General features: G+C 68.6%; 15 protein-coding genes. 5 read left to right on the top strand and 10 right to left on the bottom strand.

The window, feature by feature from the left end; genetic code table 11:
* The first annotated feature begins 355 nt into the window (after nucleotides 1-355).
* Nucleotides 356-2,008, top strand: coding sequence for a glycoside hydrolase family 27 protein (locus OG870_RS26020; RefSeq protein WP_327691531.1), 1,653 nt, complete (start codon nucleotides 356-358; stop codon nucleotides 2,006-2,008).
* An 802-nt stretch (nucleotides 2,009-2,810) separates the two neighbouring features.
* On the opposite strand, the gene OG870_RS26015 is transcribed toward OG870_RS26020, so the two are convergent.
* From OG870_RS26015 to OG870_RS25985, 7 genes are all read right to left on the bottom strand, one after another.
* A complete protein-coding gene (locus tag OG870_RS26015) occupies nucleotides 2,811-5,294 on the bottom strand; it encodes a ricin-type beta-trefoil lectin domain protein (protein WP_327691529.1) in 2,484 nt (827 codons plus the stop codon).
* Between the two features lie 594 nt (nucleotides 5,295-5,888).
* Nucleotides 5,889-8,627, bottom strand: a complete 2,739-nt coding sequence (locus tag OG870_RS26010; protein ID WP_327691528.1) for a beta-L-arabinofuranosidase domain-containing protein — start codon at nucleotides 8,625-8,627, stop codon at nucleotides 5,889-5,891.
* Between the two features lie 230 nt (nucleotides 8,628-8,857).
* Complete coding sequence (locus OG870_RS26005) at nucleotides 8,858-10,909, bottom strand: family 43 glycosylhydrolase (RefSeq protein ID WP_327691527.1); 2,052 nt, start codon at nucleotides 10,907-10,909, stop codon at nucleotides 8,858-8,860.
* A 321-nt stretch (nucleotides 10,910-11,230) separates the two neighbouring features.
* A complete protein-coding gene (locus tag OG870_RS26000) occupies nucleotides 11,231-13,258 on the bottom strand; it encodes a ricin-type beta-trefoil lectin domain protein (protein ID WP_443063468.1) in 2,028 nt (675 codons plus the stop codon).
* A gap of 189 nt (nucleotides 13,259-13,447) precedes the next feature.
* The gene (locus OG870_RS25995) at nucleotides 13,448-13,798 is read right to left on the bottom strand and encodes a hypothetical protein (protein WP_266838942.1); all 351 of its coding nucleotides are present in this window, start codon (nucleotides 13,796-13,798) and stop codon (nucleotides 13,448-13,450) included.
* A 916-nt stretch (nucleotides 13,799-14,714) separates the two neighbouring features.
* Nucleotides 14,715-14,885, bottom strand: a complete 171-nt coding sequence (locus OG870_RS25990; RefSeq protein WP_266518878.1) for a hypothetical protein — start codon at nucleotides 14,883-14,885, stop codon at nucleotides 14,715-14,717.
* Between the two features lie 33 nt (nucleotides 14,886-14,918).
* Nucleotides 14,919-15,275 (bottom strand): PRC-barrel domain-containing protein, encoded by a 357-nt coding sequence (locus OG870_RS25985; RefSeq protein ID WP_266588991.1) that lies wholly within the window; start codon nucleotides 15,273-15,275, stop codon nucleotides 14,919-14,921.
* Nucleotides 15,276-16,215: 940 nt separating this feature from the next.
* Here OG870_RS25985 and OG870_RS25980 point away from each other — a divergent pair.
* Together OG870_RS25980 and OG870_RS25975 are read left to right on the top strand one after the other, a co-directional pair.
* The gene (locus OG870_RS25980) at nucleotides 16,216-16,467 is read left to right on the top strand and encodes a hypothetical protein (RefSeq protein ID WP_266518874.1); all 252 of its coding nucleotides are present in this window, start codon (nucleotides 16,216-16,218) and stop codon (nucleotides 16,465-16,467) included.
* Between the two features lie 105 nt (nucleotides 16,468-16,572).
* Complete coding sequence (locus OG870_RS25975) at nucleotides 16,573-16,920, top strand: ANTAR domain-containing protein (RefSeq protein WP_266518872.1); 348 nt, start codon at nucleotides 16,573-16,575, stop codon at nucleotides 16,918-16,920.
* A 33-nt stretch (nucleotides 16,921-16,953) separates the two neighbouring features.
* On the opposite strand, the gene OG870_RS25970 is transcribed toward OG870_RS25975, so the two are convergent.
* The gene (locus OG870_RS25970) at nucleotides 16,954-17,259 is read right to left on the bottom strand and encodes a GAF domain-containing protein (RefSeq protein ID WP_327691524.1); all 306 of its coding nucleotides are present in this window, start codon (nucleotides 17,257-17,259) and stop codon (nucleotides 16,954-16,956) included.
* A 48-nt stretch (nucleotides 17,260-17,307) separates the two neighbouring features.
* On the bottom strand, nucleotides 17,308-17,958 hold the full coding sequence (locus OG870_RS25965) for a hypothetical protein (protein ID WP_266518868.1): 651 nt from the start codon (nucleotides 17,956-17,958) through the stop codon (nucleotides 17,308-17,310).
* A gap of 417 nt (nucleotides 17,959-18,375) precedes the next feature.
* On the opposite strand from OG870_RS25965, the gene OG870_RS25960 reads away from it, so the two are divergent.
* Both OG870_RS25960 and OG870_RS25955 read left to right on the top strand, forming a co-directional pair.
* Entirely contained in the window at nucleotides 18,376-19,185 is an 810-nt protein-coding gene (locus OG870_RS25960; RefSeq protein WP_266588985.1) for a SigB/SigF/SigG family RNA polymerase sigma factor, read from the top strand.
* 78 nt (nucleotides 19,186-19,263) lie between these two features.
* The gene (locus tag OG870_RS25955) at nucleotides 19,264-19,668 is read left to right on the top strand and encodes a DUF1003 domain-containing protein (RefSeq protein ID WP_266518864.1); all 405 of its coding nucleotides are present in this window, start codon (nucleotides 19,264-19,266) and stop codon (nucleotides 19,666-19,668) included.
* Nucleotides 19,669-19,689: 21 nt separating this feature from the next.
* On the opposite strand, the gene OG870_RS25950 is transcribed toward OG870_RS25955, so the two are convergent.
* Nucleotides 19,690-20,406, bottom strand: a complete 717-nt coding sequence (locus OG870_RS25950) for a GAF and ANTAR domain-containing protein (protein ID WP_266518862.1) — start codon at nucleotides 20,404-20,406, stop codon at nucleotides 19,690-19,692.
* Between the last annotated feature and the right edge of the window lie 41 nt (nucleotides 20,407-20,447).

Raw genomic sequence — 20,447 nt, 5'->3', positions numbered from 1 at the left:
GCACTTGCGTGTCCCAGTCTTCTCCGCCACCCCGGAAGAGGGAGCCGGTGGAAACGCACAGGGCCGGATTGCCCTTCCGGCCACCCAATGCCACTCCCTCGGCGCGCCCTGCACAGCGGCCATGGCAACCGCTTTCCCGATCGGATGCCTCTGCGGCCCGCGAGCGCGAGATTTTGCGGGAGGTATTGACACGCCCCTACGCCTCTCTATGATCCGAGACGCCACATAGTCGAACACAATTCGACGCCCAGAACACGCAAAGCCGTACAGTCGCGCACATGACCACAAGCTCGTGACCGTGCCCGCCAGGCCCACAACGAGCGGCTTCCGCTCTGCCTCCAGGAAGGAACCCTCCATGGTTCCCATACGGTCACACAGACGAATGTTGCGCCTCCTCGCAGCCACCGCACTGACCCTCTCCGCCTGCGTCACCGCCTCCGCCGGCACGACCGCCGAGGCCGCGCCGGGCAGCCCCGCGCTCACCCCGCCGCTGGGCTGGAACAGCTGGAACAGCTTCGGATGCGGTGTCAACGAGACGCAGGTCCGCCAGGCCGCCGACGCGATGGTGTCCTCGGGCATGAAGGCCGCGGGCTACCAGTACGTCGTCGTCGACGACTGCTGGTTCAACCCGCAGCGTGACGGCGCGGGCAACCTGCAGGCCGACCCGAACAAGTTCCCCAGCGGCATGAAGGCGCTCGGGGACTACATCCACAGCAAGGGCCTGAAGTTCGGCATCTACGAGGCGCCCAACGAACGCACCTGCGCCCAGGCCGTGGGCAACTACCCCGGCTCCACCGGCAGCAAGGGCCACGAAGCCCAGGACGCCGCCTCGTTCGCCTCATGGGGCGTGGACTACCTCAAGTACGACTGGTGCTCCTCCAGCGGCACCCGGGACCAGCAGGTCGCACAGTTCACCCTCATGCGCGACGCCCTGCGCGCCACCGGCCGCCCGATCATCTACAGCATCAACCCCAACAGCCTGCACGCCATCACCGGCTCCACATACAACTGGGGCGAGGTCGCCGACCTGTGGCGGACGACCGAGGACCTGCTCGACGTCTGGCAGAACGGCAACACCAACAGTTACCCGATGGGCGTGGGCAACGTCCTCGACATCGACGCGCCGCTGGCCGCTCAGTCGGGTCCTGGCCACTGGAACGACCCCGACATGCTCGTCGTCGGCCGCCCCGGTCTGACGCTGACCGAGTCCCAGTCCCACTTCGCCCTGTGGTCGCTGCTCTCGGCCCCCCTCATCGCGGGCAACGACATCCGGACCATGTCCAGCGACGTGAGCGCGATCCTGCGCAACCCCCGCCTGCTGGCGGTGAACCAGGACTCGCTGGGCGCGGGCGGGCGCCGGGTGCGCGACGACGGCAACACCGAGGTGTTCGCCAAGCCCCTGTCCGACGGCTCGGTCGCCGTGGGCCTGTTCAACCGGGGCAGCAGCACCGCGACCATCACCGCCACGGCCGCGCAGGTCGGCCTCACCGGAGGGCCGTTCACCCTCACCGACCTGTGGACCGGCGGCACGCAGAGCACCTCCGGCCCGATCTCGGCGAGCGTCCCGGCGCACGGTGTCGCCGTGTTCAAGATGACCGGCGGCAGCCCGCTGGCCTCCACCACCGCCCGCCTGCGCGGTACCGGGTCCGGCCGCTGCCTGGATGTGGACGAGGCCTCCACCGCGGCCGGGTCGACGACGCTGATCTGGGACTGCCACACCGCCGCCAACCAGAAGTGGACCACGTGGGCCGGAGGCGAGATCCGCGTCTACGGCGACAAGTGCCTGGACGCCTCCGACCAGGGCACCACCAACGGCACGCAGGTCATCATCTGGCCCTGCAACGGCCAGGACAACCAGAAGTGGACCACGCAGGCCGACGGGTCGATCCGCAACGTTCACGCCGGGCTGTGCCTGGACGCCGACCAGGCAGGAACCACCAACGGGACCCCGCTCATCCTGTGGACCTGCAACGGCCAGAACAACCAGAAGTGGACCACACTCCCGTAACCCGCCGCCCCTGCCCGCGCAGGGAGCTACCCGATCGGAAAAGGGCAGTCCCCGACAGTAGACCAAGCTGCGGGGGCTGCCCACGTAGCGCGCTGTCGGGCGCGGCCAGCCGGGGCGCAGACAGGAGGCAGGCCGCGCCGGAGAGGCGGCGCGCGCCCTCGCCGTGCGCGGGCCTTGAACCAGTACAGAAAGTCGCACTGGCCGCACGGTGCCCGGCCCGATCGACGACGGTGTCGACGGTCAGCCAATTCCCCGCCCAGAACGTCATGTAATGGGCCAGGGGGACGCTGACGCCGCGACCGTCGCGGACATGGGGACGGTGACCGTGCGTCGAGATCCCCAGGGCGCCAGAGTTCCCGGGCCGCCCGATAGCCAGACCGTCGTTCAGGCTGGTCAGGGCTGTCCAGGGTGGCCGCAAGGCCAGCGCGGAGCGCCGCCGAAGGCGCCCTTGACCGACCGGACCAGCCGCACACTCAGTGGTCGGGCGGCCCGTCACGGCCCCAGCCCAGGTGGGGAATTACGTGACGCTGATCATGAAGATCCTGGGGAATGCATGACCGCCGACAACGACGTCACCCAAGGCGTCCGGCCACCGTGAGCGCCACGGCCGCGAGCGCTGGCGTCTCACGTGCCCGCCACACCGATTGTGGCAACCCTACAAGCTTCAGAGGATTCGCCCTTCGGCGCTCGGCCTACGAGCTTGCAGGGAGCGGCATAAGAGAACGCGGGAAATGCTCGGCGACCTCACAGGGGGCTGGGCGCGCGGGGCTGCGGCCCAGTCCCTGAGACCTGCGCTGCTCGCCTACGGCAGGGTCCATTTCTGGTTGGTGCCGTTGTTGCAGGACCAGATGTTCAGCTGGGTGAGGTTGGCGGTGCTGCCGCCGGGGACGTCCAGGCAGCGTCCGGACTGCATGCTGCGCAGGCTGCCGTCAGCCTGCGGAGTCCACTTCTGGTTGTCTCCGCCGTTGCAGGTCCAGATGTCGACGAGAGTGCCGTTGGTCACGCCCTGCTTTACGACATCCAGGCATTTCCCGCCGATGGTCAGGCTGCCGTCGGCGTTGTAGGTCCAGGTCTGTGACCCTGCCTTCTGGTTGCAGTCGTAGAGCTGCACCGCGGTGCCGTTGGTGGTGTTGCCTTGGTTGAGGTCGAGGCACTTGCCGGCGAGGCCGGAGGGCACGGGGCCCGAACGGGTGGGGATCGGGTTGCTCCCCGGGGTGACGGAGAAGTTGTCGAACTGCTGTGTCTGGTAACCGCCCCCGTTCACGCTACTGGTGGAGTCCACGGTGCCCAGTCCGGCGCGGCCGTGGGTGTAGCTGTTGTCCGTGACACTGCCCAGAGCCGTGCCGTCGAGCTTGGCGCTGATGGTCGACCCCTGCATCGTCAGTGAGACGGTGTGCCACTGGCTGGTGCCCGGTGCCGTTGTAGTGCCGCTGGCGAGGGTCGTGAACCCCCACGTGTTATTGCTGTTGACAACGGACTTGACGATCGACCACGTGCCGGTGCTGCTCACCCGCAGGTGGTACGCCTGCAGGCCGTTGTCGTTGCGGCCCTGCATGCCGATGCGCCCCAGCAGCTCCACGGCTCCGGACTGCTCGAACATCGTGTCCGCCGTGACGGTGTAGTTGCCCCATGAGTCGTCGCCCATGAGGGTGTACGGCGCGTAGTAGTTCTCGTTGGTCCAGCGGACGGGAGCCGCTGGTGCCATCTGGCGCAGGCAGGTGCCGGTGCGCCCTCCGCCGCAGGCCACGGTCTGGAAGGCGCCGTTCATGTCGGTGAAGTACTTCGGGGACGTGGTGGTCGCCGGGGTCTCGAAGTTGTTGGAGTACGGCAGGCTCAGCGGGGCCGCCGAGGGCGCGGTGGCGGTTCCCTTGCCCTGCCCGGTCGTCGTGGTGACCGTGTACACGTAGCCGGGCTGCAGTGTCAGCGTGTAACTGCCACCGGAGGGGGTGACGTCGGTGGTGTGCACGAAGTGGTCGCTGTCGTTGGGCGAGTTGAGATTGGTGCCCCAGACGTGGACCTGGCCGGTGGACAGGCCGCCCGTGACGTGAACGGTCATGGTCTGCGCGGCCGTGGCGTCCACCGTCTCGATGACGGTGCTGTAGTCACTGTGGTTCGGCGACTTCAGTGTCACGTAGCTGCCGTTGGACGAAGCGCCGCCCAGGTAGCCGCTGGCCGAGTCCTGGTACTGCCAGCCGATCTGCGCGAACTGGGACGTGTGTGCGAGGACCCAGGCCGTCTTGGCGATGCTGTAGTGGCCCGACCAGGGCTGGTTGGCGACGGCCAGCCCGTTGAAGGCGAAGTAGGTGTTGGGATAGAGCGCGGCGACGAGCGGCCAGTTGTAGTAGGCCGTCATACGGCCGTCGATGTAGTCCCGGTTGACGGCCCGTGCGACCGACGTCGCGCCGGCCTCGGCGTCCTCCGACCCGTTCTCGCTCGCCCACAGCGGTTTGCCGAGGTTCTGCGCGGTGCTGGTGCTCGCGCAGCTCTTGAAGTCGGAGTTGTTGCCGATGGCCCCGCCGTTGCTGTAGCCGCAGGGGTAGTGGACGCCCACGACGTCCACCGCGTTCTTGAACGTCGGGTCGCCGGCCATCGCGTCGGCCACCGACCAGTTGTCGTCGGCCGCGACCAGCTTGGTGGCACCGTAGCCCTTGGAGACCAGGGCGGACTTGAGGTTCTCGTACCAAGTCTTGTTGAAGCCGCGCTCGTTCCAGCCGCCCAGGTAGTCGATGTTGAGCTTGTGCTGGGCGGCGCAGCCCATCCAGTCCGTCAGGTAGCTGATCGCGTTGGAGGTGAAGAAGGTGTTGCTGCCGCCACCGACCCAGCCGGGCGCGCCCCAGGCGAGCCCGTAGAGCTTGATGTTGGGATTGCGGGCCTTGGCCTGCTCCGCGAGCCACCACTCGTAGCCCTGGTTGCAGTCGACCACGCCCTGGGTGTGCTCGTGGCTGGCCTCGGCGCCGTCAGTAGTGTTGGTGTCGCCGCCTGTCTCGATCTTGAGGGACTGGAGCGAGGCGCCGTAGCCGGGCTTGAACAGGTAGTCGAGGATCTGGCTGCGCTGCGGCTCCGGATAGTCGATCAGCAGCCGGGTGTTGCCGCCGCCGCCAGAGATCGCGCCCACACCGTCGAAGGTCCGGCCCGTGCCGGAGCCGTCGACGGTGATCGAGGTCGCGGTGGCCGCCTGTGCCGCCGGCGCCGACCAGCTCACCAGCGCAGCGGCGGTGAGGGAGAGGGCGGCCAGGAGTGAGGTCCGTCTTGGGAGTCTCCGGTGGATCGGTGATCTGAGGTTCATGTCGTCTCCAAGGGCGATGGTTCATCGATTGAGAACAGGTACGAACGGATCCGAGGCCACGGAAGGCTTGGCTGTCCAACGGACAGCGGCCGATACGCCATTGCGGCACGAGTGCGGTACGGCAGACCCCAGGTGCTCCAGGCGTGGGGCCATCGCTCACGCTGAGCCTTCGTCGGCGCATGGATCTCTTTGTTCCGGTCGGACGGGCGGCTGCGGCAGGACGGTGAAGCGGCCGACGAGGATGCGGTGCAGCCAGCCGGAGGTGGGCGAGTGTGCGGCACGTGAATGGCCTCCGCTGGTACGGCGTCGCGGTCAAGGGCACCCGCTGACGCCGGCCTGATCGATATACCGAATACCGTTCGGTGAAGCGGTCGGACGCTGGAAGCGTGCATACGCGGCGTCATTAGTCCTGTCAGCATTGTCGGCGCGGGTTGCGTTGACGCCTCCCGGCGCTGATCTTGCTGGAGCGGGCGCGGCTCGGGGCCTGCCTGTGGAGAAGCCCCTCAAGTCAGCTGATGCCTTGCAGGCGCCAGATCTGGTTCTTCTTGGTGCTGAGGGCGCTTGCCGGGTCGCAGGTCCACTGTCACCGCATGGTCACACGAACCGCCAGAGGTGGTCGTTGGTGCCGTTGTCGTCCCAGATGAGTACCTGGGCGCCCGCGGAGGTGGAGGCACCGCTTACGCCGAGGAGACGGCCGCCGTTGGCGCTCTGGATGCGGAAGTACCCGTTGCCGGTGTACTTCAGCCGCCAGAGGCGGTCGTTGGAGCTGGTGTCCGGCAACTGGACGGCGCGGGTGCCGTTGGCGGTATCGGCGTTCTCCAGGCCGAGCACCTTGGCACTGTTGGAGTTGCGCAGTCGGATGTACCCGCCCGAGTCGACGACCGCGGTCCACAAGTGGTCGGCGGTGCCGTTGTCGCCCCACTGGATGACCAGGCCGCCGTCGGCGGTGGACATGTTCTGTACGCCGAGCAGCAGGCCGCTGCCCAGGTTCTGGATCCGCCGGGCGCCGTTGGGGACGAACCGCCACAGGTTGTCCGCGCTGCCGTTGTCCGAGTCCTGGACGGCCTGCGCGCCGACGGCGGTGGAGTCGCTCTGGATGGCCAGCAGCTTGGTGCTGTTCACATTGCGGATCCTGTGCGTACCGTCACCGTTGTCGACGATCGTCCAGCGGTGGTCGTCGGTGCCACTGTCGGTCCACTGCAGGACCACCGCGCCATCGGCGGTGGACATGTTCTGCACGCCGAGCACCTTGCCGCTGTTGGCGTTGCGGAACCGGACAGCGGTGCCGTCCGTGATCATCTCCCAGTTGTGGTCGGCGGTGCCGTTGTCGGTCCACTGCAGGGCCGGCCCACCGTCGGCCGTCGACATGTTCTGGACACCGAGCACGAGCCCGCTGGCCGCGTTGACCATACGGTATTGGGTCGCGCCTGCGCCCGAGCCGTCGGCGTTCCAGTAGACGGTGTAGTTGTAGCCCTGCGCGTCGTGGAACGGGCCGAGGTTGACCGTGGCGCCGTTGGCGGTGGCGGTGAAGGCCAGCGAGGAGGTGCTGGTTCGGGCTACCGAGGAGGTGGTCAGCGACGGCAGCGACGACAGCGTGGTGCTGCCGTAGTTTCCGGCCAGCACGACCGGACCGTATGTGGCCGCGACGACGTTGGCGTTGTCGTTGGCGGCGTGCAGGGCCACCTGCATGGGGAGCTGGACGGTGACCGTGTCGCCGGCGGCCCACGCACGGGTCAGAGTGGCGTACGTACCCGGGGTGGTGGTGATGTTCTGCTCCACGCCGTTGACGCTGACTTTGGCATGGGAAGTCCAGTCGGGGATGCGGATCCGCATCGACCACGATCCGCTGACGTTGCCGGTGACGGTCAGGGTGGTGGTGTCACTGACCGGGTAACTGGTGGTCTGGGTGACCGTGATGCCGCGCTGGCTCCAGTTCAGCACTGACGGGAAGAACAGGTTCACCGTCAGCGTGGTGCCGTTGTAGAAGTAGATGGAGTCCATCAGCTTGGTGTTGGTCTCCAGGCCCGTGCCCTGGCAGCACCAGAAGCTGTTGTAGTCAGTGCTCCAGGTGCCGCCGCCCCACGCCGGACCTACGCCACGGCTGCCACCGGGCTTGAGCGGGGTGAAGTAGGTGATGTGCCCGTGGCTGTCGGCCGGGTTCTGTGCCCCGATGACGTGGTTGATCAGCGCGCGTTCGTAGAAGTCGAAGTACGACGCCTGGTCCGGGTTCAGCAGCCACAGCTCGCGGGTCAGTTTCAGCATGTTGTAGCTGTTGCAGTGCTCGCAATTGTCGTTGGTCAGGTACGCGGCGATCGCGTTCGGGGCACGGAAGTGCTCGGCCTGGCTGTTGCCGCCGATGGCGTAGGTGTGCGCGCCGACGGTGAGGTTCCAGGCGTTGGTGGCGATGTCCCGGTAGCGGGTCGTGCCGGTGGCCTTGTACTCCCGGGCCGCGCCGATCCACTTGGGTACTTGGGTGTTGGCATGCAGGCCGCCCAGCTGGTCCTGGTTGGACGCCAGCGGGTCGAAGACGGCGGCGTGGTCGAACCGCTGGGCGACGGTGAGCCAGCGCCCGTCGCCGGTCTGCTGGTAGATGTCGGCCAGCACCTCGTTCATGCCGCCGAACTCGGTGTTCATGAGGCTCTGCATCTGGCTGTAGCTGAGTTGACCGGTGCGCCGGTCGACCCAGCCGGTGAGCGCCAGCAGCACGTCGCGGGCCTGGGTGTTGCCGATGTAGCGCCACACGTCGAGCAGGCCGGCCAGGGTCTTGTGGATGCAGTAGTACGGCACGTTCCCATTGCCCAGCGTGCCCGATTCGAGGCTGTTGAAGTCGGACTCCGGGAAGCCGGAGAGGTAGCCCGCGGTGAACCCGGCGGCGGTGTTGTTCGCCTGGCACTTGGCCATCTCGGCGACCATGTAGTTGGCTCTGTCCCGGCAGGTTGTGTCGCCGAGTACGGCATACGCCTGGGCCCAGGCCGTGAGGAGGTGCCCCTGCATGTGGGTACGGAACGGGAACGTGGGGGCATCCCATCCGCCGGTCGCCGCCGCGCCGTTTGTCGGCAGCCCGTGGTTGGCGCGGAAGTTGTAGAGCAGCCGGTCGACATCGACGAAGCGCAGGTACGCCAGGGTCCGGTTCTGGTTGTCCAGCCACCGGCTGGTGGTCAACCGGACCTGGCCGAGGTCGAACGCGTAGGCCGAGACGCCGATGTCGGACCGCGCCGGTGATTCCGCCGCTTCAGCGGTGGAATCACCGATCGCGGTGGCGCCGGTTGCTGCGGCGGCTATGACACCGGCGGCCTTGAGCAAGGATCGGCGGTTGAGAGAAGCAGACGGCATTCAGACCTCCAGAAACTGTTGTGGCCGCTGGGTTCGGGCGGTGGCTGCCGACGGCAGCCGACCCTCACTTGTACCGGCCGATGACGCGGCTCGCTGAGGCTCTTCGGCGCGGTTGCGGCGCTGCCGCTGACAGCCGCGAAGGGGCAGGGGCGTGGTTGGCGCGGACGCTCGCCGGATGAGGTACGAGGTTCCCGCTCACCGAGATCAGCCCGGTGGATCGAGGTGGAGTACTAGCCGGTGACGCGCTGAAAGGTCCATCGCTGATTGGAGCTGCCGACGTCGTGGTACTGGATCAGTGCGGCGCCGTCGGCCGTGCTGCCTCCGCTGACGTCGAGCACCTTGCCGCTGTTGCGGTTGACCACGGCGAACACGCCACCGGTCTGCGGACCCAACTGCCACTGCTGGCTGGTCCGGCCGTCGGGGATCGACTGCACGATCCGCGCGCCGTCGGCCGTCGAGGACCCTGCCACGTCGAGGACCTTGCCGCTGCGGACGCACATGATGGTGTGGTAGCCGTCCGCTGTGGACTGGAAGGCCCACTGCTGGTTCGATGCGCCGGAGTAGGGCCACTGGATCACGGCGGCGCCATCCACGTTCGAGGCGCCGGAGACGTCGGCGACCTTGCCGCTGCGCACGCTGACGCACTTGTAGGCCCTGGTGGGTGCGAGGGTGTACTGCACCGAGTCGACGTCGACGTAGCCGGTGCCGTTCGGGTTGTAGGTGTAGAGGCCGACCCGGTCACCGCGGTAACCGCCCCAGGTGAGCTGGTAGGTGCCGCCGAACGTGGTGAACGCGTTCCCGTCGAGGCTGTAGGAGAAGTGGCTGACTCCGTTGACGTCCCAGGAGGTGCGCAGCCACACGGCGTTCTGCGTGATCACCGGACCGTAGGTGAGGGTGCCGCCGGCGTTGTGCGCGATCGTGGTGGTGGTCCCGGAGCGCCGGACACCCAGCCCGGCGTAGGTGGCCGCGTAGTGGCACAGCCCGGCGTGCTGGCCGTCGTCGAGGCCGGCCAGTTCGAGGCGGACGGTCACCGTCGCGCCGCCCGCCGTGCGCAGCACCCGTTGGGTGAGGGTGTTGCCGACCTTGGTCAGGTTGTCGGCCGCCAGCGGTGCGAACGCCTTCAATCGCAGGTAGCCGGGGCGTTCGGTCAACGACCACCGGTCCGCGCGCGGCTGGTAGTACCACTCCCACTGCGGCCTGAGGCGGGTGTCGGTGAACAGGTCGCTGGTCACCACGGAGGGCAGCGCGTCGACCGGCAGACCGGGCGTGCCGCCGGCGGGCACCTGGCCCGTCCACACCATGTTGCCGATGCCGTCCGCGCCCACCGAGCCCAGGATCGGCCAGCCGTCCACCCAGGTCACCGGCAGCAGGGACAGTACGCGTCCCTCCCAGTCGCCGTGGCCGTGATGGGTCACGAAGTACCAGGTGCCGTCCGGGGCCTGCACCAGGCCGCCCTGGTTGGGCTCGCGGTCCACCGAGGCGTTGACGTGCTGCAGCTGCCGGGTCTCGAACGGGCCGTAGAGGCTGGAGCCGCGGTTCATCATGAGCACCCGGCCCTCGGACTTCACCTCGCTGAAGAGGTGGTAGTAGAGACCGTTGATCTTGTACAGCTTGTTGGCCTCGCTGCCCGGCGACTGGTGGATGACCGTGGGCGAACCGACCAGCGACTTGCCGTCCTCGGACAGTTTGAACAGGTTCACCTTGTAGCTGTCCGCGTAGTGCGTGGTGACCAGGTAGCCCTGGCCGTCGTCGTCCCAGAACGGGCACGGGTCGTCCCAGCCGGTGGTCCGCCACACCGCCGTCAGCGGGTCCCAGGGCCCGGTCGGCGACGGGGCCGACGTCATGAAGAAGCCTTCGTCGGGCGTGTTGAAGTACACCCAGTACCGGCCCGCGTGGTACCGGATGGCCCCGGCCCACACGCCCCGGCCGAAGCGGTTCATCCGGTCCCAGTTCAGCTCAGGCCCGATGCTGGTGAGATCGTCGACCGCGCCGCCGAGCGTGCGCCAGTTGACCAGGTCCTTCGAGTGCAGGACGGCCACGCCGGGCGAGTACCCGAACGTGCTGGTGATGCCGTAGTAGTCGGCGCCGACCCGGATACAGTCCCAGTCACTGAAGTCGCCCGGGATGATGGGATTGACGTAGGTGCCGTCGCCCTGGTCGCCCCACGTGCCGGCCGGAGGCGTGGCTGCCGCCGCCGTGCTCGGTGGCAGCAGGCCCGGCAGCAGGAGCGCCCCGGTGCCGACCCCGGCGAGCCGGCCGAGCTGACGTCTGGTGATGTCCACGATTCCGTCCTTGGGACTGGAGTGGTTGGGGTTGGTGACGGGCCGCCGACAGGCGGCCGTCGAAAGTGATGTCGAAGGCGTTCAGCGCGGTCTTCCAGCGCATGGTCCAGCGGGCCTGGCCCTTGCCGGTGGGGGTCCGAGCGACATGATCGCCATATCGGCCCGGGCCCGGCCCGCCAACTCGTCACATCAACTGGTCGTCCACGGCCTTCGTGGACTCGACAGCCTCGGACTCGGACACGTTCTCACTGGTCATCGATGCAACATCCATGATCGGGAGTTACACCGAACGCCTTGCAGTCCCTCGCACTGTCGTGCGGACTACGACAGGGCCCACTTCTGGTTGTTGCCGCCGTTGCAGGTCCACAGGACCAGCTTGGTGCCGTTGGCGGTTCCCCCGCCGTTGGCGTCCAGGCAGAGGCCGGCGTTCACGTTGGTGATGGTGCCGTCCGCGTTGGCGTTCCACTGCTGGTTGTTCTGGCCGTTGCAGTCCCAGATGACGACCCTGGTGCCGTTGGTGGTGCCCCGGTTGTAGGCGTCCAGGCACTTGTTGCCGTAGACCACGAGCTGCTTGCGGGAGGTGTTGTTCCACGACTGGTTCTCGCCGCCGTTGCAGCCCCACAGCTGCGCGTCGGTGCCGTTGGTGATGGTGTTGTTGTTGATGTCGAGGCAGCGGTTCGACTGCGCTCCGACCACCTGGGCGCCGTTCGCGCCGGGCAGCGGGCGGACCTCGATGGCGTCGAAGTCCGGTGCCCAGGCGGAGGAGTTGGAGAACGTCAGCGTGTTCGACGAGCCCTTGGCCAGGGACACCTCGACCGAGACGGTGCCGGGCGTGGTCCAGGAGCCGGTCGGCGGGAAGGACACCGTGGTGGCCTGCTGTCCGTTGACCTGGAGGACGGCCGTACGGGCGGCGTTGGCGCCGTTGGTGTAGGCGATGTCGACGACCTTGGTGCCCGTGGCGTCGGCCGTGACGTTGTTGAAGCGGAGGGTGTTGGCGGCGCCGTTGCCGACGTTGCCCACCTTGGTGGCGCCGGAGCAGTTGGCGCAGGTGGCGTTGGCCGCGGAGCCGCCCTTGGTGTTGGCGGTGGCCTCTGCCTCGTACGTGGCGCTCGCCGCCTCGGTGCCGCCGGTGACCGTGAGCATCACGGAGTCCTTGGCGGGGACGGAGACGGTGTAGCTGGTGCCGAAGCTGCCCACGTTGGAGCGCGTCCAGAGGTTGCGGACCGTGGCGGAGGCGCCGGTCAGGCCGAGGTCGGACCAGCGGACGGTCATGTTCTGCGCGCTGCCCGTGCGGTTGAGCAGGACGACGGCCCGCTTGCCGGTGCCGGACAGGACCTTGCTGTAGACCTGCAGTCCGGTGGTGTCCTCGGCGACCTTGACGCCCTGGAGGCCGCGCGGGTCCTGGTCGACCGCGATGACCTCGGGGTTGGTGAGGATGTCACGCGTCTCGGTGCTCATCGTGGCTATGTTGTTGCCGGCGAGGAGCGGGGCGCCGGAGACGGCCCACAGGTTCATGTGGCTGCGGTTCTGGGCGGCGGTGAAGCCGTCCAGGCCGACCATGAGCATGTCCGGGTCGTTGTAGTAGCCGGTGTGCTGGGCCGAGGGGTGCACGTTCGTGTCGAAGTTGGCGAGCATGCTGTCCCACGACGGCGACTGGCCGTGGTAGATGATGTCGGTGTTGGTACGCCACAGGGCGGCCATGCCGGCGCCCCAGTTCCAGGGGTTCTGCTTGCCCCAGTTGCAGATGGACAGTTTCAGCTCGCGGCCGGTGGTGGCGGTCGCCTTGGCGGCGGCGTCGCCGATGGCCTGGTACGTCGTCTTCGCGTCGAGGCCCTCGACGTCGCCGCCGCACCAGTCGACCTTGACGTAGTCGAAGCCCCACTTCGAGAACTGGAGCATGTCCTGGTCGTAGTGGCCCTCGCTGCCACTGCCGGGCGCGGCGGGGCGGCCGGTCGGGTAGTAGTAGCCGCAGCCGTCCTTGCCGGCGTCGGTGTAGATGCCCGCCTTGAGGCCCTTGCTGTGGATGTAGTCGGCGATGGCGCTCATACCGCCGGGCCACTCGGACTCGTCAGTGGTGATGTTGCCGGCGCTGTCCCGGGTGCCCTGCCACCAGCCCTCGTCGATGTTGATGTACTTGTACCCGGCCGCCGGCAGTCCGGCTGCGACGAACGCGTCGACCTGCGCCTTGATCACGTTGTAGTCGATGTTCGCGACGAAGGTGTTCCACGAGGCCCAGCCCATCGGCGCCGGGGGTACCGCGATCTGGTTGGACGTCACCGCGACCGGTTCCGCCTGGCCCAGTTCGGTGGCCTGCTGGTGCTGGAGGCCGACCAGGGCACCGGCGGCCATCGCGAGCACCGCGGTACGGACGAGGACGGCTCTGCACAGGCGTCTTGTACGGGGGACGAGACCCTGAACGGGCATGCGGGTTCCTTCCGGAGGCACGACAACCGAACACACAGGTTGGTCGATATCTCGAACGGTGCACGGTTTACCGAACCGGCTGACGCTGAAGCTAGGGTTCCGACCGCACAGAAGTCAACGGATCGTCCCTACTTTTCCGAGGCGTCCTGATCGTCGGGACATCTGCTCCGCGCCGTTGTCCCCGGTCCCGCCCGCCTGCACCGCAACCGCACAGCCGTCACGGCACATCAGGTCCCGTACCGCGAACTCGAAGTCCTCATGGTGGAGCCCGTCGAGCTGGGGGAGCCTGTACCGCAGCCTCCGCACGTGCACCCGCTCCCAGCAGCGGGCGCTCACCGCCCACTGCGTGAGCCAGAGACCGCCGGCCCCGGCCACGACGGCGGCGAGCACGGCGAGCAGCCACCAGTTGCCCAGCAGCCACTGCCCCACGGCGCCGCAGAACCCGACACCCGCGGCAGCCGCCATGCCCAGCACCAACGGCTGGGGCCCTCTCGGCTTCGTCGGGGCCGGGACACGCTTCGGGGACTTACGAGTCCGCCGCACCGGCGGCCGGCGGCTCACCCTGCCCCCGGACAGCGACAGGGCCCGGAGCACAGCGACCGACTCCCCGGACTTGAGCGCCGTCGTTCCCCACATACGGATCGATCCAAGGCACCGTGTCCTCCTCGGCGCTCCTGCGCGGCCACTCCGACCGGACAACAGGCGTCGGCGCAGCCATTCTTGACACTAGGTCAGATCTTCCGGCCCGATGAGAGCGAGCACCCTTTTCGGCCGCTCCGAACACTCGCCGGCTCCGGCGGAACGACGTCGACCAGAACTCATGAACAGCACTTCCGCCACTCGTCCCGTAGACCAAGACCGCGCACCCGAACCGTGGTGGGCCACCTCAACCACGCCCCGCCCGTCGCGTGCCCCCAGGGCGCACGCGCTCCCATCGCGTGGGCTCTCGACGGGGGCGTGCTTCCGGGCGGGACCCAAACGGTGATCAGAGCACGTGCCCGCCTCGACTCTCGTCGGGCGTCAGCCTCAGAGAGATGCTGCTGGTACAGGAGCGCTGATCGGGGGAGGTCGGAAACCCTCGCCCCCAGGGAGATCCCCGAAGTCGGCCGAGAAGCGCGCCTGACTGTGCGTTCCGGGGGGGGGACGGCCGGGGCCGGCCGATGCGGGGGCGCGAGAGGCAGGGCGTCCTGCCCGCGTTGGGATGCGGCCGAGGCCGACTGGGACTCGGCCCGGGAGCGGGTCTGGGGTTCACGGTGACGGGCGTGATCCGCCCCCACAGCGGGTCCAGAACCCGCGGCGGCGAAGCAGAAGACGGCATCCGCTCTTCGACCGCAGGTCGGCGCGCTGCAAGGTCGTGGTCGTCCGCTGCCACCCGTCGTCGTCAGCGGAGAGGACGCCGCCGGGCTCGCCGGGACAGCCACACGGCGGCCACGGTCACATCGGCCACGAGAACCACGATGCCGATGATCAGCAGATAGCCCAGACCTCCGGCTGCCACGCCGATGATCCCCAGGACGACGGCAACGAGGGCGAACAAGAGGAAGTACGCCACGACTCGGACACCTCCCTTGGACCGTGCCGTCGCTCAGCGGCGTGCGAGCTTGCGTTCGCCGTTCGCGCCCGGCTGGTACGTCATCCCGTAGTGCTGGAAGATCGCTTCCTCCTGCTCGGCGGGCAGGATGTCGTCCATGCCCATCGAAGGAGCCTTCCTGACCAGGCTCCTGGTGTAGGCGATCTTCACGTAGCCCGGACCCAGGAGTGCGTCGTCGACGGGCACGAAGACCAGGTGACGGCGAGTCGGCAGCCCGGTCCGTATGGTGACCACGGCCGGTTGGTCGGTGGTGGTGTCCACGTAGACCGCTTCGAGCACGCCGATCCTGTGCCCCTTCGGGTCGACGACCTCATGGGTGCGCCACTCGCGGATGTCGGCTGCGTGGATCATGCCCTGTCCCTCCCGAGCCGGACACCGGTCGACGCGGGCCGCGTCCCTTGGAAGGTCGCCGCCCGGCCGGAAACGGCACTGCGGCTGAGCCAACGACTCCGGCGCAACCACGCCGGAGTCGCCCTTCCGGGCGACTGCACGTGAGAGTGAGCCAACCCACGATCCATGGTACTGCGGCTGGTGCGCCTCGCACCCTCGATGGATACGCCGGTGCGATGGATCCCTGCCATGCCCACCCGCGCTGCAACCGTTGCGTGATCTCCCGGTCCGGTCGTGCCGGCCCTCGTGGCGGACGCGCCGCCGCTCCGCGAGGCCGGAAGAGGAAACCCGTCCGGGCCGGGTTCGGTTTGCAGGAGTACGACGCCGGGGGCGGGTCCGGAGGCGCGGCGGCGCGGCGGCGCGCGAGCGTGCGCGGCATTCCCGCCACCGGGGTGATGCCGCTGCCCGCCGTCGCCGTCAGCATCCGCGGCGGCAGCGGATCCTCCCCTGGTGACCACCTGCGCCTGTACCGGAGCCTGCATCCAGATCATCGCCGGGCCTCCGGATCGCGGCGATTTCCTGAGTTCCGCGGAGTCCGGCGAATCGGGAAGGTGGAATGCGTGACCGCATGATCCGGAGTGGCATGGCCCTAAGCCGTGCTGCCGGTCAACGCCCGGCAACCTCCCCTGTCGACACGGTGTCGACACCCGGGAGTTCTGGGAGCTGCGCAGGGGGCGCCGGGATGACCGGAGCCTCGGCGGGGGCTTCGACCGGCGGCGGCTCGGGCCGTACCGCGCACACCAGCCCTTGCCGCGCTCCCTGAACAGCCGGCAAGTGGCCGTCCGCTCCGGGTGCGAGACCGTTACACGGGGCGCTACCAGCAGTCCCTTGGCAGGGCTAGGCTGTCCGAACAGGCCCCGGCCCCCGGCTGTGATGCTCTGTTCCGCTCCGGGGGCCCGTCGTGTTCGTCCTGCTCCTTATCCTCATCGCGGTCCTGTCCGGCTTCGGCTTCCTCCACCCCATCTGGTGGGTGGCCGCGGCCTCGGTCGTGCTGGTGTTCGGCGCCGCCCAATACGGCCGCCGTGGTGAAGGCGGGGGCTGGGACCGTGGCGGCACTTCCGGTCCCGGGGAGTACTGGGACCACCGGGACCGCCGTCGGCATCGGGCTCGGCGGAGACGCGAGGTCCGTCGGGGCAGCGAGCACCGCAGGTGACCGACACCACGGCCCGCCCTTACCAGTCCGGCGCGGCCGGCGAACGGCAACTGGCATGCCGCCGACCACCCATGGACAGGATGACTGCGTTGTGAGGTACGCACCATGCACCAGGTGACCACGCCCCGTGAAGCGCAGCCGCTGTCGACGACTGCGGCTGCGGCTCTGCTGGCCGAGGTCGTCGAACTGCGCGCCAGCAACGAGCAGTTGGGGCGGGCGCTGGTGAGCCGTGCGGTGATCGACCAGGCGCGCGGCATGGTGATGGCCCTGGCGCCCTGTTCCAGTGAGAGGGCCTGGGATCTGCTGGTGGACGTGTCGCAGCGCTGCAACATCAAGCTCCGGGACGTGGCCGCGGCGCTGGTCGCCACGACGAAGGACGAGGCGCTCCCGGAACGGGTACGACAGGAGCTGCGCCAGGCACTGCGGCGCCTCCGTTCGGCGGACCGGAGATGACGGCGTGCGCGCCCGGCGGGTCGTCCTGTCGGCTCATCGCCCGTTCGGCCCGGTCATGTGCTGTCGGGGAGTGGGAGGGGCACGCTGGTGTGTGCGGTGCCCGAGACGTCGGAGGGTGTCGGGGACGACCAGAGGGCTGCCGGTGAGGATCGCCGAGGTGCACAGTCCCGGGTCCCGGCCGATCTGCGTGACCCCAGCCAGACCGTACGCGGCCTTGAACCAGACCCGGTCGGTGTCCACGAGCGTCACCGTCGCGGCCTGCGCGTCGAACAGGCGGGCGGCCAGCGCGGCGATCCGGTCTAAGGCACCGTCGGGCGGAGTGTCCAGGATGTCGTCCACCCGCTCCTCCACGTCTCGGTACGCGCCGTGTCCGGCCGCTGCGGGCGGCTATTGGGGCCGTTGGGTCCGGTCGTTGTGAGCGAGGCCGTCCGGATGATCCTGCGTGCGACCGCCAAGTGGAAGGACCAGTACCCACAGGGCCGTTGGACCGGGCAGGCGATGGATCTGCCCCGCCTCCTGCCAGCCCCGGTCCTTGAAAGCGGCACAGACCGAACGGGCGGACTGATTCACCAGGGTGACGCCGAGCGAGGACTGGTGGTCGGCGAGCAGACGCTCCTGGAGCCGGCGGGCGAGCCCGGGGGCGTGCCGGTGCGGATGGACTACGGTTTCGAGGATCGCGAAGACATGCCCGGACGCGGTCAGTTGCTCCAGGTTCTGTGGCATCGGTCCGTCGAACCCCTCCCACCAGGAGCCGTCGCGCGGTATGGGAATCCCTGAGACACAGCCGGTCAAACCCTCTGCCTCGGCGACCAGCATGTCGAATCCCGGCAGCCGTACGTCGCGCTCCAGCCGGCGCAGGAATCCCTGCCGGCCGTGGAACTCCTCACCGGGCGGGGTGACGGACGACTCCACGTACAGATCCGCCAGATCCTCCCGCAGGCCCTCGGCCTGCCAGCGGTTCAGCCGGCGCAGCCGCACCGTGTCCAGGACGGGACGCTCTGAGCCATCGGGTTCGTGCGGGTGCCGCGGACTGCTCATGGGGCGCCTCGGTTCAGTAGACCGGGAGATGTACGGGAGTGCCATCGTGGCCGATGGGCGGTGCGGCGCCGGGGTCCGGGACGTCTGTACGCCAGCGTAGCCCCGGATCGGCGCCGTACCGGGGCCAGTTGGGGGCACGGGGCCATTGCGGCCCCGGGCAACTGAACGGTGAGTGAGCCGACCGACTTGTCGATCACGAAGAGGAACGCGGCGACGAACGGGATTCGCCCGCACACCATCCATGGGCAGCCGCAGTCGGGGCGGAAACCCTGTTTGAACGCGGGCTGTCCGGGAACTCGTCGAGTGTGCTTCAGACCGGAGGCACGCCCGTGCGAGCAGCTGTCGCTGCTCCCCAACGTGCTGCGGCCTGCCGGCTCCCACGGTGAGTGACGCCACCCATCGGGGAGACACGTGCCCATGCCGGACGTACGCACACAGAGCCCAAGAAGCGCACATCCCTACGCCCACGACGACGCCCCGGACACCGATGCCGCGTTCCGCCGTATCGTCGCCCTGCCGGACGGCCCGCAGAAGACCGCGCTGCGCCAGGAGGTGGTGCGCGCCTGGGCACCGATGGCCGTACGGCTCGCCCGGCGCTTCCGCCATCACGGCGAGTCCTTCGAAGACCTCACGCAGGTCGCCCAACTCGGCCTGGTCAAGGCGGTGACCCGCTTCGACCCGAGCCTCGGCACCGCCTTTCCGAGCTTTGCCATACCGACGATCCTCGGTGAGGTGAAACGGCATTTCCGTGACCATCTCTGGGACGTACATGTGCCGCGACGCGTGCAGGAGCTTCGCGGCCGGGTCCGCTCCGCCGGGAATGAGCTCGCTTCGTTCCACGGCCACGAACCCTCCGTTCACGCGATCGCCGCGCACGCCGGCCTCACCGAGGCGGAGGTACGGCTCGGCCAGGAGGCACTGGAGAGCTTCACCGCCCTGTCCCTGGACGCCGTACCCGGCCCTTCCGGGCACAGCCACCCACTGACGGACACGCTCGGTGGCCCGGAGCCGCGCTTCGACGTGATCGTCGACCGTGAGGCGCTGCGCCCGCTGCTGCGGGCCCTGCCCGAACGCGAACGGAAGATCCTCTACATGAGGTTCTTCGGGGAGATGACACAGAACCGCATCGCCCTGCAGCTCGGTCTCTCGCAGATGCACGTCTCCCGTCTGATCACCCGCACTTGTGCGCGCCTGCGCGACCAGGTGATGGCCGAGCCCCGCGGCTAGGCTCCAGGGATGCGCGGGGGCCGTTGCCTGTGGTCGGCGGTGCCCCGCGAAGCCCCGAAACGCGAGAGGCGCGGCGCGATGAGCGAGCAGGACAGCCAGGCCATGCACCACCCCGCAGTCGTTGCGCACCGCAACAGCCGTGCCGGGGACGCCCAACTGCGGATCGCCGACGCCATCACCAAGTTCGCCGGTTCGATGCCGTTCGTCTACCTCCACGCCGTCGCCTTCGTGCTCTGGATGCTGTTCGTCGAGGGCAGCCCCTGGCCCACGTTGACGCTCGTGGTGTCGCTGGAAGCGATCTTCCTGTCCACGTTCGTCATGATCGGTCAGAACCGGCAGGCGGCCTTCCAGCAGATCAAGGCCGACCACGATTTCGTCGAGCAGGAGCTGGAACTCAAGACCAACACCGAGCTGACCCGGGCCATCCACGTCATGACCACGGAACTGCACCGCCGTCTGATCGAGGACGGCGCAGAGCGGTAGCGGGCCCCGCCGCGGCGTGGGTCAGGACTCCAGACCGGCCAGAGGTTCGGAGTCGGCGATGAAGGCGCGGGCCACGTCGGACAGGCGCCGGTTGTGGGAACGGGCGTAGCCGCGCAGCGCGCTGAACGCCTGCTCCATGTCGATGCCCTGGCGTTCGGCGAGCTTGCCCTTCGCCTGTTCGATCAGCACCCGGCTGTTCAGCGCCGTCTGCAGCTGCTCGTTGAGCACCGTGCTGCGCTGGGCGGTGCGTTGTTGCAGCAGGCTGATGGTGGCGACGTCGGCCAGGGCCTGGGCGATGAGTGTGGCAGGCGGTTCGAAGGGGCCGGGCACGGCGCGGAAAAGGTTCAGGGCGCCCACGGTCTCGTCCCGCAGGCGCATGGGCAGAGCCTGGACGGCCCCGAACCCGCTGCGGTGGGCCGCCGTGACGAAACGCGGCCAGCGGTCGACCTCCCGGGTCAGGTCGGGGATGATCACCGGTGCGCCGGTGCGGAAACAATCGAGGCAGGGGCCTTCGTCGTTCTGGAGCTGGAACAGCTCCAGCACACGCACGTGTTCGTCGGAGGCGGCCATGACGCGGAGTTTGCCGTCCCGGTCGGCGAGCAGCACCCCGGCGGCGCTCGCGTCGAGCATGCCGACGCAGCGGTCGGTCAGCAGGCGCAGGAAGTCGATGAGGTCGAAGTCGGCGACCAGGTTGTCGGCCAGCTCAACGAAGGTCTTGGCCAGAAGCTGTTCATTCATCGTGGGCACCCTCAATTGAGCCTAGTCCCGGCCCGACGGGG

The sequence above is a fragment of the Streptomyces sp. NBC_00461 genome (assembly GCF_036013935.1).
GTDB lineage: Bacteria > Actinomycetota > Actinomycetes > Streptomycetales > Streptomycetaceae > Streptomyces.
Note: the sequence above shows the minus strand (reverse complement) of the source record. Positions and strands in the feature narration are given on the sequence as shown.